This window comes from Rhodococcus sp. IEGM 27 (assembly GCF_033142305.1).
Taxonomy (GTDB): domain Bacteria; phylum Actinomycetota; class Actinomycetes; order Mycobacteriales; family Mycobacteriaceae; genus Rhodococcus_F; species Rhodococcus_F oxybenzonivorans.
Map to the genome: position 1 here is coordinate 738,557 of NZ_JAWLSG010000001.1, position 16,433 is coordinate 754,989.

Annotated in this window: 14 protein-coding genes; 7 read left to right on the top strand and 7 right to left on the bottom strand. The window is 67.1% G+C overall.

What is annotated here, in order from left to right; translation table 11 throughout:
- Window positions 1–21: 21 nt before the first annotated feature.
- Genes R4P95_RS03440 through R4P95_RS03450 form a run of 3 tightly spaced genes read right to left on the bottom strand, consistent with a single transcriptional unit; the run spans window position 22 to window position 4,551 of the window.
- Window positions 22–993, bottom strand: a complete 972-nt coding sequence (locus R4P95_RS03440) for an antibiotic biosynthesis monooxygenase (protein WP_213573349.1) — start codon at window positions 991–993, stop codon at window positions 22–24.
- Between the two features lie 10 nt (window positions 994–1,003).
- Complete coding sequence (locus tag R4P95_RS03445) at window positions 1,004–3,727, bottom strand: molybdopterin-dependent oxidoreductase (protein WP_317743589.1); 2,724 nt, start codon at window positions 3,725–3,727, stop codon at window positions 1,004–1,006.
- Window positions 3,724–4,551 carry an FAD binding domain-containing protein gene (locus R4P95_RS03450; protein ID WP_317743590.1) on the bottom strand — a complete coding sequence of 276 codons (828 nt, stop codon included), beginning with the start codon at window positions 4,549–4,551 and terminating at the stop codon, window positions 3,724–3,726. The genes R4P95_RS03445 and R4P95_RS03450 overlap by 4 nt, the downstream gene beginning before the upstream one ends.
- Window positions 4,552–4,728: 177 nt before the next feature.
- Here R4P95_RS03450 and R4P95_RS03455 point away from each other — a divergent pair, with 177 nt between their 5' ends.
- The 4 genes from R4P95_RS03455 to R4P95_RS03470 all read left to right on the top strand — a co-directional run bounded on the left by R4P95_RS03455 (window position 4,729) and on the right by R4P95_RS03470 (window position 9,644).
- Window positions 4,729–6,228, top strand: a complete 1,500-nt coding sequence (locus tag R4P95_RS03455; protein WP_213573352.1) for an acetyl-coenzyme A carboxylase carboxyl transferase subunits beta/alpha — start codon at window positions 4,729–4,731, stop codon at window positions 6,226–6,228.
- Window positions 6,229–6,354: 126 nt separating this feature from the next.
- The gene (locus R4P95_RS03460) at window positions 6,355–7,392 is read left to right on the top strand and encodes an alpha/beta hydrolase family protein (protein WP_317743591.1); all 1,038 of its coding nucleotides are present in this window, start codon (window positions 6,355–6,357) and stop codon (window positions 7,390–7,392) included.
- 78 nt (window positions 7,393–7,470) lie between these two features.
- A complete protein-coding gene (locus tag R4P95_RS03465; RefSeq protein ID WP_317743592.1) occupies window positions 7,471–7,638 on the top strand; it encodes a hypothetical protein in 168 nt (55 codons plus the stop codon).
- 86 nt (window positions 7,639–7,724) lie between these two features.
- Entirely contained in the window at window positions 7,725–9,644 is a 1,920-nt protein-coding gene (locus R4P95_RS03470; RefSeq protein WP_317743593.1) for a propionyl-CoA synthetase, read from the top strand.
- A 21-nt stretch (window positions 9,645–9,665) separates the two neighbouring features.
- Here R4P95_RS03470 and R4P95_RS03475 read toward each other — a convergent pair whose 3' ends face one another.
- Window positions 9,666–10,250, bottom strand: coding sequence for a TetR/AcrR family transcriptional regulator (locus tag R4P95_RS03475; RefSeq protein WP_213573356.1), 585 nt, complete (start codon window positions 10,248–10,250; stop codon window positions 9,666–9,668).
- A gap of 91 nt (window positions 10,251–10,341) precedes the next feature.
- On the opposite strand from R4P95_RS03475, the gene R4P95_RS03480 reads away from it, so the two are divergent.
- Window positions 10,342–11,565 carry an MFS transporter gene (locus tag R4P95_RS03480; protein ID WP_317743594.1) on the top strand — a complete coding sequence of 408 codons (1,224 nt, stop codon included), beginning with the start codon at window positions 10,342–10,344 and terminating at the stop codon, window positions 11,563–11,565.
- A 21-nt stretch (window positions 11,566–11,586) separates the two neighbouring features.
- Here R4P95_RS03480 and R4P95_RS03485 read toward each other — a convergent pair whose 3' ends face one another.
- Entirely contained in the window at window positions 11,587–12,927 is a 1,341-nt protein-coding gene (locus tag R4P95_RS03485) for a deoxyribodipyrimidine photo-lyase (RefSeq protein WP_317743595.1), read from the bottom strand.
- 29 nt (window positions 12,928–12,956) lie between these two features.
- Complete coding sequence (locus R4P95_RS03490; protein ID WP_213573358.1) at window positions 12,957–13,874, bottom strand: mechanosensitive ion channel family protein; 918 nt, start codon at window positions 13,872–13,874, stop codon at window positions 12,957–12,959.
- A 71-nt stretch (window positions 13,875–13,945) separates the two neighbouring features.
- On the opposite strand from R4P95_RS03490, the gene R4P95_RS03495 reads away from it, so the two are divergent.
- Window positions 13,946–14,662 (top strand): response regulator transcription factor, encoded by a 717-nt coding sequence (locus R4P95_RS03495; RefSeq protein WP_317743596.1) that lies wholly within the window; start codon window positions 13,946–13,948, stop codon window positions 14,660–14,662.
- Window positions 14,659–16,026 carry a sensor histidine kinase gene (locus R4P95_RS03500; RefSeq protein ID WP_250777992.1) on the top strand — a complete coding sequence of 456 codons (1,368 nt, stop codon included), beginning with the start codon at window positions 14,659–14,661 and terminating at the stop codon, window positions 16,024–16,026. The genes R4P95_RS03495 and R4P95_RS03500 overlap by 4 nt, the downstream gene beginning before the upstream one ends.
- A gap of 28 nt (window positions 16,027–16,054) precedes the next feature.
- Here the strand turns inward: R4P95_RS03500 and R4P95_RS03505 are convergent, their stop codons facing one another.
- Entirely contained in the window at window positions 16,055–16,417 is a 363-nt protein-coding gene (locus tag R4P95_RS03505; RefSeq protein WP_109327431.1) for an FKBP-type peptidyl-prolyl cis-trans isomerase, read from the bottom strand.
- Window positions 16,418–16,433 lie beyond the last annotated feature (16 nt).

Below are 16,433 nucleotides of genomic sequence, written 5' to 3' on the forward strand. Positions count from 1 at the left end.
ACGGTGTCGGGGGCGCTGCTGTCAGGGCAGCGTCCAGAACTGGGTGGTCACCAGAAAGAAGACGAGCACCCAGAACACATTGGCGGCTGCGACGAGCGCGATCCCTCTGACGTTGGTCTTCACCTTCGACGCACCCGCCGGGGGCCGCAGCCACCGCCCCAGGAGCGGGTTCACGTAGTGGGGCATCGTCAAGAAACTCATGGTGAAGCTGGACAACAGATTGCCGACGAGCATTCCGAGCCACAGCGGCATCCGCAACGGCGACAGCGCAAGTGTGAGCAGCACGACGGTGGGATACAGGCCGACCCAGACAGCGATGGAGGTTTTGGTCTCCGACGGCGGCGGGGCCTCCTTGCCGTTCTCGTCGAACGCGAACCAACTGCCGAAGGAGTTGTCGACGGTGCGTAACTCGAAATCGGAGAACTCTTCGCCCTCCGCCAGCAGCTCCTGCCGCTTCTTCGATGTGAGCCAGGTGTCGAGGTGCGCCGCGGTGTCGTAGCGGTACAGCGCGGTCCACTCGTCCTGCACGCCCTCGACGGGACGGAAGAGTTCGCTGCCCCGGAAGCCCTGGAACCTGCTCTCTTCCAGGCGCAGTCGCTCCTGCCATTCGAGGAAGGCGGGGACGTTGCCGGGCGCGACGCGATGTGACACGACGACGGTGACGAGCGGGTCGGGGGGTCGGGTGTCCCCGCCGAGGACCTGCTGGGTGGCGGGACCGTCGACGTACCGCTGCCCCGCGTCGAGGTGCTCCTGCCGGGTGGCGCTGTTGATCCAGGCCTGCACGTGAGCGATGGAATCGAAGCGGTAGACCACCACCCAGTCGGGTTGCACGTCGGTCGGTGCGGTGATCTCGGCGCCCAGGAACCCTGCGTAATCCGAGGCGGCGGCATTCATGTCCTCCTGCCACGTCTCGAAGGCCTGCTCGCAACCGGCGCGGACCTTCTGGCCGATGATCACCGTCGCGGCGCCGCTGTCGATCCGTTCCGCGCGCATCGCCTCCGCCCTACCCCTGCGCCGTCACAACGCTCGTCGACTCCCCGAGCCGTCGGTAGATGCGCTCGGGTGTCAGTGGCAACTCCCGGTAGCGCACACCGGTCGCGTTGTGCAGGGCATTGGCCAAAGCGGGCGCCACCGGGTTGATACAGCACTCCGCCATGCCTTTGGACCGCATCGGGCCGACAGAATCCGTCGAGTCGACCAGCAACACCTCCGTGCGCGGGACGTCGGCGTACGTGGGGATGCGGTAGTTCCGCAGGCTCGGGTTGATCATCGTGCCGGTGTGGTCGACGTGGTAGTTCTCGGTCAGCGCGAACCCGATGCCCTGGGCCACGCCGCCCTCGATCTGGCCGCGCACCTGGGCCGGGTTGATGACGACGCCGGCGTCGGTGGCATGAACGCTGTAGAGGATGCGGACCTCGCCCGTGATCCGGTGAACGGCGATACGGAAGCCCTGGGTATTCGACACCACGCTGCGCGGCGAGCCATACGCCTTGCGCGCCGCGGTGAAGCGGATGCCGCGTCGGTGTGCCGCATCGAGGAGTTCGCCGAGCGAAACGCGGACGCCACCACAGACGACGCCGTCGTCGTCCATCGAGCACTCGGACAGACCGGCTCGGGTGTGTGCGGCCGCGAAGGCCAGGATGCGGTCGCGCAGGGCGTCGGATGCCCGCAGCACGGCGTTGCCGGCGACGAACAGGCCCGCACTCGCGAACGCTCCTGTGTCGAAACCGGTTCGGTCGGTGTCGGACTGCACGAGCCGCACCCGCGCAGGTGTGGTGCCGAGCTGGTTGGCGGCGATCTGCACGTGCGCGGTGGACGTTCCCTCCCCGAATTCGACCGTGCCGATTGCCAATTCGTAGACACAGTCGTCGCCGAGGGTCAGCCACGCCTCCGAGATGTGCTCCGTGGGCGGGGCGGTCTCGTGCACCGAACTGGCGGTACCCGTGCCGATCAGCCAGTGGTCACCGAGCGCCTTCCCGTCCGCACTGCGCGAGAGGGCAGCGTCGACGAGGTCGATGCACTGGCCGAGGCCGTCCTCGGTGAATGCGACGTCGTCCGGTCGGTCGTCGATAGCCACGAGAGAATCCCCGGGGCGCACGATGTTGCGTCTGCGCAGTTCCAGCGGATCGATGTCGAGGGCGATCGCGAGTTCGTGCATCGCGGACTCCACCGCGAACGCCGGCTGAGTCATGCCGTACCCGCGCAGCGCACCACTCGGCACCGTGTTCGTGTAGACGGAGTACGCGTCGAACTTCTTGTTGCGGCACCGGTACATCGAGATGGCGGCTCCGGCCGCGAACAGGGTCTCGCCCCCGTGATTGCCGTACGCGCCCGTGTTCGACACGTTGCGCACCCCGAACGCGGTGAGCGTTCCGTCGGCCCGCGCTCCCAAGGTGATCGTCAACGTCATCGGGTGCCGCGGCGATGCCGTCGTGAACTCCTCCTCCCGGGTGTACTCGAAGCAGACCGGACGCCCGGTGTCGAGGGCGGCGAGCGCCACCAGATCCTCGGTGATCACCTCCTGCTTGCCACCGAAACCGCCGCCGACACGCTTGCAGAACACACGCAGCTGATCGGGACGCAGGTCGAAGAGATGGGCCAGCTTGACCTTGGCGATGGACGGCGACTGCGAGCTGGTGCGCACGTGCAGCCGGCCGTCCGCCATCCATGCGATCGACCCGTGCGTCTCGAGATGCGCGTGCTGTACGCGCGGGGAGAAGTACGTGCCCTCGTGGATCACGTCGGCCTCGGCCAGCCCCGCCTCGAGGTCACCGATGTTCCCGTGGAGTTCGAGGAGGATGTTGTGGTCGGGGTCCCGTACGAAGGGGTCGTCCGAGCCGTGCAGCCGAGGCGCCCCGTCCGCCATCGCTTCCTCCGGGTCGAACACCGCAGGCAGCTCGTCGTACTCGACCACCACCTTCCGGCATCCCTCCTCGGCGGCGGCGACGGTGTCGGCGAGTACCGCGACCACCCGCTGCCCGGCGAACCGCACGGTGTCGTCGAGAATGTAGGTGTCGTCGGGGTCGACGAGGTGATCGGTGTGAATTGCCGTCGTGAACCTCTTCCGGGGCACGTCCTGCCACGTGTACACCCGCAGCACCCCGGGAACGGCGAGCGCCGCGGTCTTGTCGATGGAGACGATGCGCGCATGGGCGTGCGGGGAGTGCAGCACCTTCAGCTGCAGCATGCCCTCGATCTCGGTGTCCATGGTGAACTCGGCGCGGCCCGTCACCACGTCGGTGGCTGCGGGCGCCCCCACACTGGTGCCGACTGCCTTGCCCGGCAACGCTTCCTCGATCTCGGTGACACCGTTGATCGCGTCTTCGATCGCCCGGTACCCGGTGCAACGGCAGAGGTTACCTTTCAGCGCGCGAGGCAGATCCGCCTTCTGCGCCTCCGTGAACGTCGCCGAGGTCATGATCATGCCGGCAGTGCAGAAACCGCACTGGAAGCCCGGCGCATCGCGGAAGCAGCGCTGCACCGGGTGCAGGTTTTCGGGTGAGCCCAGCCCCTCGATGGTGGTCACCTCGTGGCCGTCGGCCCGGAATGCAGGGGTGATGCAGCTGTGCACAGGGACGCCGTCGAGCCATACCGTGCACGCTCCGCAGTCGCCCGCGTCGCACCCCTTCTTCACACCGTGATGGCCCAGTGCGCGCACGAAGGTGCGCAGGCACTGGCCCGGCTCGGGTTGTTCGTCGAACGTCTTGCCGTTCACGGTGTACGTCATGACAGTTCTCCCGGTGCCAGTTCACTGCGAATCTCTTCGGCGAAGTGTTTCGCCAGGTGACGGCGGTGGTCGGGAGTGCCGTTCGGATCGTCGAACCACACGTCTGCGGGTAGGTCGTCGATGCTGCGGCGCAGCGCGTCGGCATCGGGCATGGAGTCGAACGACAGGCGAACCGGACGGGTGGTGCCCGCAGTGAGGGTGAGTAGCATGTCGTCGGTTCCGGGCGACTGCGTGGCGATCAGGAAGATCGTGGAACGACCCAACTGTGTGAGGGTGAAACGACGGTGGGTGTGACGCTTACGCAAGGCACTCACCGGAATGTCGATGCGCCGCAGGATGTCACCCGGCGCGAGGATGTTCCGGTGATCTCCCGTCACGAAGTCGGCGGCATCGACGGTGCGTTCGGATCCGTCGGCATTCCAGAGCGTGTAGGTCGCCTCCAGCGCGACGGTCAGCGTGATCATCGGGCCGGCAGGCAGTGACATGCAGATGTTGCCGCCGACTGTCGCCGAATTCCATACCTTGAACGACGCCAGAAACGCCTCGCAACTCGTGGCCAGCAACGAGCCGGCGAGCCAGTCGCCCGGCGGCTCCAGCGCATACAGCTCCCGGATCGTGCACGTGGCCCCGATCTCCAAGCCGGCGTCACCAGCCACCAGCGCATCCCAGCCGAGAGTGGTGATGTCGACGAGGCGGCGGACGTCGGGCTGCGGGACGGAGAACAACCACGTGCCCCCGGCCAGCCAGGCGTCGCCGTCACGCCACGCCTCCTCCGGCCTGTCGGATGGTCGTCGAACGACGTCCGTGACAGTGTGGAGATCCATGGGACTGCTCCCCTCGGGGGAAGGTGTCGTTCTCATGCCCAACCTGCATCGACGTCTTCGACTCTAGACACCGGCGACGGTGTGTCGGCGCTGTTTGCGCTGTTCCCCCCGAATGGACTGCCGTCACCCGCCGTAGCAGGCATCGCTCCGTGCGGACGTACCGCTACTCTCAGGGCCATGGCCGCCAAGATCTCCGCCCACGACGTCCTCGAATTGGTGTTGGATCAGGGCAGTTACGTCTCCTGGGACACCACCCCGGTGGACGTGCGGCCCGACGACAAGTACGGAACGGACCTGATGAAGGCCACCGAGAAGTCGGGCGTCGACGAATCGGTGCTCACCGGAGTCGGCACGGTTCGTGGTCGCCGGGTAGCGGTGATCGCCTGCGAGTTCGCGTTCCTCGCGGGTTCGATCGGGGTGGCGGCGGCCGAACGCATCGTCAGCGCCATCGAGCGGGCCACCCGCGAGGGGCTGCCCCTGCTCGCCTCCCCCACGTCCGGGGGCACGCGGATGCAGGAGGGCACCGTGGCCTTCGTGCAGATGGTCAAGATCGCCGCGGCCGTGGCGACCCACAAGGCGGCGCACCTGCCGTATCTGGTGTATTTGCGCAATCCCACCACCGGCGGAGTTTTCGCGTCCTGGGGTTCACTCGGGCACATCACCGTGGCCGAACCCGGTGCGCTGGTCGGGTTCCTCGGTCCCCGCGTCTACGCGGCGCTCTACGGCGAGAAGTTCCCCGACGGCGTGCAGACGTCGGAAAACCTGTACCGCAACGGCGTCATCGACGGCGTGGTCCCCGCCAGTCGGCTACGGCTCCTGGTACATCGCGCCCTGCGCGTGCTGATCGACCCTCCTGCCACACCGACGGTCACCGTCGAGGTCCCGGACGTCGAGATTCCCGACGTCCCTGCCTGGCAATCGGTGATGCTCTCGCGGCGCGCCGACCGTCCCGGTATCCGTCACCTCCTCCGGCACGCGGCCACGGAGCAGGTACCGCTCAGCGGAACGGGGCAGGGGGAAACCGAGGGCACCGTGTTGTTGTCGCTGGCGCGGTTCCGCGGTGCCCCCTGCGTTCTCCTGGGTCAGGACCGCGCCGGACAGTCGGCGCTCAACACCATGGGACCGGCCGCCCTGCGCGAGGCTCGTCGGGGCATGCGTCTCGCGGAGGAGTTGCAGATACCCCTGGTCCTCGTCATCGACACCCTCGGCGCGGCGCTGTCGAAGGAGGCGGAGGAACGCGGACTGGCCCCGGAAATTGCGCGCTGCATCTCCGATCTGGTGACGCTGAAGACTCCGACCGTCTCGGTTCTGCTGGGGCAGGGCACCGGCGGCGGGGCGCTGGCGTTCCTTCCCGCGGACCGTGTCCTCGCCGCACAGAACGGCTGGCTGGCGCCGCTGCCTCCGGAAGGTGCCAGTGCCATCGTCCACCGCGACACCACGCACGCCCCGGAGATGGCGGCCGCACAGGGCATCCGTTCCCTCGACCTGCTGCGCGACGGCGTCATCGACTCGATCATTCCCGAGCGACCCGACGCCGCCGACGAACCCGTCGACTTCTCGAAGCGGGTCGGCGAGGCCATTTCCCGTGAACTGCGCACGCTCACCGCTGCGCCCGACGCCGAGCGATTCGCGGCGCGGCTGGCCCGCTACCGGAACCTCGGCCTGCCGAACGGCTAGCTTTCCGTTGCCGGCGAACATCGGGTCTTCCGTTTCGGCCGCCGAGAGGAATGTTTCCCCGTTACCGTGAGAGGGAATCAGGATCCAACGGTAGTCGGGCACTGCAGTCGAGCACGAGGAGCGGCCATGAGCGCGATCGGACACTGTCGGGCACTCCTGATTGTCGCCGTCGTCGCCTCGTCGAGTCTGTTCGGTCAGGTGGCCGTGGCGTCGGCCGACGAGTGGCGAACTCTTCCCACCGACAAGCCGGCCTCGGCGGACGGATCTGTTCTCGACCGCATCGAGGAGATCGACGGCCGTCAACTGAACATGTACGTCTACTCGGCGGCGATGGAGAAAGTGATTCTCCTCGAGGTGATTCGTCCCGCAGACACCAGCGTGCCCCGCCCTACCTTGTACCTACTCAACGGTGCCGGTGGCGGGCAGGACTCGGCAACCTGGAAGGCCAAGACTGACGTGGTCAGCTTCTTCGCCGACAAGAACGTCAATGTCGTCACCCCCGTCGGCGGCGCGTTCAGTTATTACACCGACTGGCAGAAGCCCGATCCCACTCTCGGCGTCAACAAATGGACCACCTTCCTCACTGAGGAACTTCCCCCGATCGTCGACGCCACACTGGGAACGACCGGTGAGAATGCCATTGCGGGACTGTCGATGTCGGGCACTTCGGTGCTGAGTCTCGCGCAGTCCGCCCCCTCGGTGTATCGGGCGGTCGGCTCCTACAGCGGGTGTGCCGAGACGAGCACCCAGCCTGGCCGAGATTACGTTACCTTCGTGGTCAGCGCCCGCGGCGGAGACGTCGAGAACATGTGGGGACCCCCGGGCGATCCGGACTGGGTGGCCAACGACCCCGTCGTCAACGCCGAAAAGTTGCGGGGCATCGACCTCTACATCAGCAACGGTTCCGGACTGCCCGGTCACCACGACACGCTGAACGGTCCGGACGTCAACGGGGATGTCGGCGTCCTCGCCAACCAGGTGATCGTGGGCGGAATCATCGAAGCGGGGACCAACCAGTGCACCTACCGGCTGGCCGACCGGCTGAACTCACTGGGAATCCCTGCCACGTTCGACTTCCATCCCACCGGCACCCACTCGTGGGGCTACTGGCAGGACGACCTGCACAACTCCTGGCCGATGATCGCGTCCTCGCTCGGCATCTAGCGCCGGATCCGGCGGGTCTCCCGTTTTGCCTCTCGCCCCGTCGGGTACCCGGCGCCGACCGAGAGGAAGGACGAGCACATGGAACGCGCGAGCGCCAAACACGGACCTCGGCAGGACGACGAAATGAAGCACGAGACAGAAGGAATGATCCGCGGCAACACACCCACGCGCGCGGAAGAATGGCGGGATCCGGAACCTCCAGCCGACGACGACCCCGATGTCGTGGGTTGGCGCGGTATGGATTGACCCCGCGCCGCGCCGTCCATCGACGTCCACCCGCCATCGCATAGGGTGTTTCAGGTCACAGGTGAACGGCGAGAGGACGAACATCAATGAGCTCCCCGACAGCGAGCGCCGGACGTACGTACGCAGACGTCTACCGCGAGAGCGTCGAACGTCCCGAGGAGTTCTGGCTGGCGGCCGCAACGGCAGTCGAGTGGGTCGAAGAACCGACGCGCGCCCTCGACGATTCGTCCGCCCCGATGTATCGCTGGTTCCCGGACGCGCGGCTGAACACCTGCTTCAACGCTCTCGACCGGCACGTGCGGGACGGGCGAGGTGACCAGGACGCCCTGATCTACGACTCGGCAATGGCACCCGAGGCTTCCCGCACATACACGTACGCACAGCTGCTCGACGAAGTGTCACGGTTCGCCGGCGTCCTCGCCGGGCAGGGTGTGGTGGCCGGCGACCGGGTGATCGTCTACATGCCGATGATTCCCGAGGCCGCCGTCGCGATGCTCGCCTGCGCCCGCATCGGCGCCGTCCACTCGGTGGTGTTCGGAGGTTTCGCCGCCAAGGAGCTGGCGACACGGATCGACGACGCCGGACCGGTGGTGCTGGTCACGGCATCGGGCGGTCTCGAGCCGGGGCGCACCGTCGAATACCTGCCGATGGTGGCGAAGGCGCTCGAATTGTCGAGCACTCCACCGCATACGGTGATCGTCAAGAATCGCGAGCAGGTACCGGGATCGGCCGCCGACTACCGCAACAACGGAGCCTCCTGGTTCGACTGGGACGCCCTCGCCGCCGACGCCTCCCCCGCTCAGCCGGTTCCCGTCGCTGCCACGGATCCGCTGTACATCCTCTACACGTCCGGAACCACGGGCAAGCCGAAGGGCGTGGTCCGGGACAACGGCGGGCATGCGGTGGCCCTGACCTGGTCGATGGCCAACGTCTACGACATCGGCCCGGGTGATGTGTGGTGGACCGCCTCCGACGTGGGCTGGGTGGTCGGTCACTCGTACATCGTCTACGGCCCCTTGCTGGCCGGTGCCACCTCGGTGCTCTACGAGGGCAAACCGGTGGGCACCCCCGACGCCGGGGCGTTCTGGCGGGTGATCTCCGACCACGGGGTAGCCGCACTGTTCACGGCCCCGACCGCGATCCGGGCAGTCCGCAAGGCCGACCCCGAAGCGAAAGAGATTGCCAAATACGATATCTCGTCGTTGAAGACGCTGTTCGCCGCCGGCGAGCGCCTCGACCCCGACACCTATACGTGGGCCACCCGGGTTCTCGACCTCCCGGTGGTCGACCACTGGTGGCAGACGGAAACGGGCTGGGCCATCTGCGCCAATCTGCGTGGGCTCGAACCCATGCCCGTCAAAGCCGGCTCCCCCACCGTGCCCGTGCCGGGTTATCGCGTCGAGGTGGTCGACGGTGAGGGTCACGTCGTTCCGGCAGGCACCGAAGGCAATATCGTGATCGGACTTCCCCTCCCGCCGGGAACCCTCACCGGGCTGTGGCGCGACCCGGACCGGTTCGTGAAGTCGTACCTCGCCACCTTCGACGGCTACTACCTCACCGGCGACTCCGGGTACATCGACGAGGACGGGTACGTGTTCGTCCTCGGCCGCAGCGACGACGTCATCAACGTGGCCGGCCATCGGCTGTCGACCGGCAGCATGGAAGCCGTGGTCGCGGGACATCCGGCCGTGGCCGAGTGCGCGGTGGTCGGGATCCGCGACGAGCTGAAGGGACAGCGGCCCAGCGGCTACGTGGTCCTCAAGGCCGGTGTCGACATCGACCCGGAAACGTTGCGCGCCGAATTGGTTGCGATGGTGCGCGAGCAGATCGGCGCGGTCGCAACCTTCCGGGACGTCACCGTCGTGGGAGCCCTGCCGAAGACGCGCTCGGGCAAGATACTGCGTAAGACGATGCGTCAGATCGCCGACCACGAGCCCTATACCGTGCCCTCCACCATCGAGGATGTCGCCGTGCTCGAGGCGCTCGAGAAGCAGCTGCGGGACTGACGTCTCCAGGAAAGGCGCGCGTCAGGCGTGAACAACCGCATCGAGGGCGGAATCGACGAGTGCCTCGATGCGGTCCTCCGCGAGCGGATCCTGATCGAACAGTATGCGATAGACGATCGGCGCGACGACGTGGTCGATCACGCCCTCGACGGCACCCGGCGCCCCTGAAAACTGTGCGTCCCGTACCAGAATGGCGTTGATCTGACTCCGGCAGAATGCCGCGCACTTGTACTGGTTGGTGCCGTTGTCGGGGCGGCCCATGTCACCACTCATCACGATGTCGCGTAGCGCGGCCCGGCCCACCGGCGAGGACATCTCCTCCAGGTACTCCTGAGCCCACGCCACGAGGTCACCGCGCACACTGCCGGTCTCCCGCGGGGGCGTCTCGGGCCGCAGCCTCTCGATCGCCACGTCGGCGAATACCTCGGTGATGTCGCCCCAGCGCCGGTAGATGGTGGACGGGGTGACGCCGGCGTCGGCCGCGATCATCGGGACGGTGATGTCCGCTCGCTCGCGCTCGGCGAGCAGCTTGCGCGTGGACGCATGCACCGCTTGCTGGATGCGGGCGCTGCGCCCACCGGGGCGTGGACCTGTGACCGGGCTCATGAGCCCATACTAACGCGAAATCTTTGCATTAAGAACAACGGCGGCGTACGTTCGTAAAGCAAACGCTTTGCTTTAAAGCTGGGAGTACCGCATGACGACCCTTGCCGCACCCGATGCTCCACCGAAGTCGCGACCCACACTCGGCCGCGCCGCTGCGTTCACGCTCGTCGCCGTGGTCATCGCCACCCTGCTCGGAGCGTCAGCGGCGCCGACGCCCCTCTACGAGCTCTACCAGAGCCACTGGGGCTTCTCGTCCCTGCAATCCACCCTCGTCTTCGGGATCTATGCCGTAAGTCTGCTCTTGGCCTTGCTCACCGTCGGTTCTCTCTCGGACTACATCGGCCGACGCCCCGTCCTCGTCACCGCGCTGGCCTTCGAGGCGGTCGCGATGGCCATGTTCGCCTCAGCCGAGAGCCTCGGGCTTCTCCTGGCAGCCCGGGTCGTGCAAGGCTTTGCGACCGGCGCCGCGATCAGCGCCCTCGGATCGACCCTCATCGACCTCGAGCGCAGACCCGGCCGCGGTTCCACCGTCAACAGCATCGCGCCTACGGTGGGTCTCGCGGTCGGCGCCATCGGATCGAGTCTGATCAGCGAGCACCTTCCGCGTCCGACAAGCACCGTATTCCTCGTCTTCCTCGCGCTCTTCGTCCTCGAGCTCCTGGGTATATGGGCAGCACCGGAAACGGCCGTGCGGCAGCAGGGCGCACTGGCCTCGATGCGCCCGACGCTCGCGATACCGTCCCCCGCTCTCGGCATGCTCGTGCTCACCGGGCCGTGCCTGATCGCCGTATGGGCACTCGGCGGTTTCTACTTGTCGCTCGGCCCCTCACTCGCCCGCAGCGCCTTGGACGTCCACACCTCGTTGATCGGCGCAATCATGGTGGCGACCCTGACGGGAACCGGGGCGATCGCCGTCTTCGTATTACGTAACGTGGCGGCGCGGCGAGTGCTGTTCGTCGGCACCTCCGCCCTGATCGCCGGTGTGGCCGTCACACTCGTCGGCGCCGAAACATCCTCTGCAGCAATCATCCTGGCAGGAACAGCCATCGCGGGGGTCGGCTTCGGCGCCGGCTTCCAGGGCACAATCCATACCGTGATGCCTCTGGCCGCGCCCCACGAGCGGGCGGGCCTGCTCTCGACCATCTACGTGATCGCCTACCTGGCCAACAGTGTCCCGGCGCTCCTCGCCGGCTACCTGGTCGGCGAGGTCGGATTGGTCGACACCACCCGCCTCTACGGCGGACTCGTCATCCTGCTCGCCGGGGCAGCCTTCCTCGGCCTCCTTGTGCGCCCAGCGCCTGTGAGTACTTCTTAACCGCCCGCTGTTAACAAGTACTCACGGGGCCTTGATTTCGCCGTAGCGGGCGAGGGACTCCTGCCGCGCGAGGCCGTGTTCGACGATGGGCTCCGGATAGCCCTCGGGCCGAAGGGCTTTCAGCGAATGGACTGCGCGGCCCGGGATGCCGCGAAGCTCCGGCACCCACTTGCGCACGTAGGAGCCGTCGGGATCGAACTTCTCGCCCTGGGTGATGGGGTTGAACACTCGGAAGTAGGGCGAGGGATCGGTGCCCGTTCCCGCCGTCCACTGCCAGCCGTGCTGATTGTTGGCCAGATCGCCGTCGACGAGGCGGTCCATGAAGTAGCGCGCTCCACGCCACCACGGCAGGTGCAGGTCTTTCACCAGGAACGACGCGACGATCATGCGCACCCGGTTGTGCATCCACGCCTCGGCTCGGAGCTGACGCATTCCCGCATCGACGATCGGGAACCCGGTTCTTCCCTCGCACCACGCGGCGAACGACTCGTCGGCGTCGGGACCGGAGTCGAGTCGGATCGCGTCGAACTTGCGGTCGTAATTGCCGCGCGCACTGTCTGGGCGTTGAAAAAGGATGTCGGCGTAGAAATCTCGCCAGGCCATCTGACGCCGGTACGCTTCGACCCCCTTACCGCGGCGGCGCGAGAGGTCGCGGAGCATGGTGCGGGGATGGATGTTGCCGTACTTCAGGTACACCGACATCCGGCTCGTCGCGTCGAGGTCGGGCCGGTTGCGGGCGTCGTCGTAGGAGTCGAGTTCGTCCTCCAGGAACTCCGCCCACCTTCGCGACGCCTCGGACTCGCCCGCGGCCACGCCCTCGGACTCCGGCTGAGGAATTGCTGCCCGCCGGACGGGGACGTCGTCCGGTTCGATCCAGTCGACCGTCGCGGCACCGGTGTCGATCGGCGCACGCCACCCGTGGTCGAGCCATTGCCTGAAGTACGGGGTGAACACGCGATACGGTTCGCCGTCGGCCTTGGTGACCCTCCCCGGCGCCACGGCATAGGGCGATCCGGTGGCCACCAGTTCGATGCGCTCGGCAACCGCAGCATCACGCTCGCGGCCGTAGGGACCGAAGTCGGCGCTCACATGAACGTCACCCGCCGACACCGCCTCGGCAACCGCTGGGACCACGTCGGCAGGATTGCCGTGCACTACCAGCAGCCGCCCCCCGAGTTGGTCGTCGAGCGCAGTCAGGCTGCGGTAGAGAAAATCCCGGCGCGGACCGCCCGCGGGGTGGAGCAGCTTGTCGTCGAGCACGAACAGGCCGAGCGCGCGAGCCCCCGCCTCGGCGACGGTGTGCAAGGTCGGAAGATCGCCGAGCCTGAGGTCGCGCCGGAACCAGACCAGTGCCGTGTCCATGCCTGCCACGGTACTGAAATGCAATGCCGTCAGGCGTCCATGCGGGCCGCGGACACGATCGACAGGTACGGCGCATCGATGTCGTACTTCTCGAACGCCGCGAGAGCCGCCCGCGCGAACGTGCGCTGCACCGCCCACTGCCGCCCCGGCTTGGTGCGGGCGGTGATGCGGAGCGTCACCGATTCGGCGGTCACGGCGTTGACACCCAGCATCTCGGGCGTTTCCAGCACGTCGGCCTCGATCGCGTCACTTCGCGACGCCTCCAGGATGGCGTCGAGGGCCACCTCGCATGCCCGCTGGACGTTGGCCGCATGCGCGATCGGCAGATCCACCACCGCCACCGCGTACCCCTGACTCATGTTGCCGACCCGGACGATTTCACCGTTGCGGCAGTACCACAGCGTGCCGTTGACGTCGCGGATCGTGGTGACCCGCAAGCCCACCGTCTCGACGGTTCCCACGGCCTCACCGAGATCGACCACGTCGCCAACTCCGTACTGATCCTCGAGCAGCATGAACATGCCCGACAGAAAGTCTCGGACGAGGTTCTGCGCACCGAATCCCAGTGCGAGACCGATCACACCGGCGGACGCGATGAACGGGGCGACGTTCACCCCCAGAATCCCCAGGATCTGCAACACACCCCAGATGAGGACGACGATCGACACAGCGGATTTGAGTACCGACCCGATCGTCGTGGCACGCTGCGCTCGGCGTTCGTTCGCCATCGCTTCCTTGATGCCTCTCGGCGCTCGCTCACGCAGAGGGCGAAGCATCGCCGGTTTGTCGGTGGCAGTCCGCTGCCGGGTCATTCGGTCGATGAGCCGGTGCAGGGTGAACCGCAGGGCCAGCGCGAGAACGACGTAGATCGCGATCTCGGCTGGGCGGCGAATCAGCCAGTCACGGTTGGTTTCGGTCAGTTCGAATGCCAGTAGGGAAGAAAACATCGCACCCGAGTGTACGGACGGACACGACCGGACCACCGCCATCCACCCCCTCCTCACGGCACAATGCAGGAGTGACCACCACCGACTCAGCCAGTGTTCTCGTCGTCGACGACGACGAGGACGTGCGGACTTCGCTCGAACGTGGTCTGCGCCTGTCCGGATTCACCGTTCTCACCGCAATCGACGGAGCCGACGCCCTCCGTGTGGTCAGCGAGCGACGCCCCGACGCGATGGTCCTCGACATGAACATGCCCGTCATCGACGGAACCGGTGTCGTGACCGCGCTCCGCGCAATGAACAACGACATCCCGATCTGTGTGCTCAGTGCCCGCGACACCGTCGACGACCGCATCTCCGGGCTGGAGTCGGGAGCGGACGACTACCTGGTCAAACCGTTCGTCCTGGCGGAGTTGATCGCCCGGATCCGGGCCATGCTCCGGCGGCGCGGCGCGACCACGCCCCCCGCAGCCGATACCCCCGCGGCTCCGCCGATCCGCGTCGGGTCCCTCGAGATTTTCGTCTCGGCGCGCCGAGTCTTCCTCGCAGGCCACGAAATAACCCTGACCAAGCGGGAGTTCGAACTGCTCGAGGTCCTCGCCCGCAACGTCGGCATCGTCCTGAGCCGCGAACGACTGCTGGAACTGGTGTGGGGATACGACTTCGTGGCCGACACCAATGTGGTGGACGTCTTCGTCGGGTATCTGCGGCGCAAGTTCGAAACCGAGGGCCAACCGCGCATCCTGCACACCGTGCGTGGTGTCGGGTTCGTGTTGCGGGAACCGTCGTGAAGCGCTCGTTCTCCCTCCGGACCCGTGTCGCGGCGGCCACCGCGCTCGGGGCGACCATCATCGTCGTGGCGTTGGGCATCCTGGTGGCACTCGCGATCAACAGGAACAACCTGTCCCAACTCGATCGCCGGCTCGAGACGGCGTCCGACGTGCTGGTTCCCAACGCGGCGACAGCGGGACTGTTCCTCGGCGCGCTGGGCGACAAGGGTGCCTTCGCGATCACCATCCGGTCCGCAGGCGGCGACACCGTTCTGGTGAGTACCCCCACCCGGCTGCCACCGCTCGAACCGGGGTGGCAGTCCGTCGACGTCAACGGCACGAAGTATCGGGCGTTCACGGCGACGACGCCCTTCCTGGGGACCCGGATCTCACTCGCCGTCCCGTACTCGGAGGCCCAGGACGTCACCACCGAACAGCAGCGCCAGGTGGCCCTCGTCGGTGTCCTGGCGGTGGCCGCAGCCAGTGGCCTCGGATGGCTGTTCGGTGGCCGGGCGGTTCGACCCCTGGTCGACCTCACCGGCCGCATCGTTCGCCGCGACCCCGAGTTGACGCCCGCGTCCTCAGGGGTGCGCGAGGCAGACGAACTGGCCTCCGCGGCGGAGTCGATGTTGCGCGATGTCGCCGAGGCGCAGGACGCGACCACCGCCGCCCTGGCCACCGCGCGTGACTTCGCCGCCGTGTCCGCCCACGAACTGCGCACGCCGCTCACCGCGATGCGCACCGACCTCGAGGTGCTCACCACGCATCAGCTGACGTCCGCGCAGCAGAACGAAATTTTCCGCGATCTGATTCGCGCACAGGGCCGGGTGGAATCGACCCTGTCGGACCTGGAGCGGCTGGCCCGCGGAGAATTGTCCACCGACCAGGACTTCGTAGACTGCGACCTCGTCGACATCTGCGATCTGGCGGCCGACGATGCGATGCGACACCATCCCGGACTGCAGGTCACCGTCGACGCCGTCCCGCTGACCGTCCGCGGGATGCCCGGCGGACTGCGGCTGACACTGGACAATGCGATCACCAACGCCGTCCGGCACGGGGGTGCGACTGCGGTGCGGATCACGCTGAGAGCCGTGGACGACGCCACCGTCATCACGGTCGACGACAACGGTTCCGGCGTACCGGACGCCGAGCGGACTCAGGTGTTCGAGCGGTTCCACCGCGGCACCAACGCCACCAGCAGCGGATCGGGACTCGGCCTCGCGCTCGTTGCTCAACAGGCAGCACTACACGGCGGGCGGGCGCACTTCGAGGACAGCCCGCTCGGTGGTGCCCGGTTGGTCGTGGAGCTGCACTCGGCCGACGCACATCCGATGCCGCACCTTCCGGCGCAGAATGCGACAAGTCCCGCCTCACCGAGGTGAAGCGGGACTTGTGACGTGAAGCGGGAAACTATTCCTTGGCGTCCAGCAGATCGATCACGAACACCAGGGTCTTGCCGGACAGCTGGTGTCCGGCGCCGGCTGGGCCGTAGGCCAGCTCCGGCGGGATGGTGAGCTGACGACGTCCGCCGACCTTCATGCCGGGGATGCCGTCCTGCCAGCCTTTGATGAGACCGCGCAGCGGGAACTGGATGGACTCCCCGCGACTCCACGAAGAGTCGAACTCCTCGCCGGACTCGAACTCGACGCCGACATAGTGCACGTCGACGGTGCCCCCCGGAACGGCCTCGGCGCCTTCGCCGACCACCAGATCCTTGATGACCAGGTCGGTCGGGGCGGGTCCCTCCTGGAACTCGATCTCGGGCTTAGTCATGTGTCCTCCTCGGTGA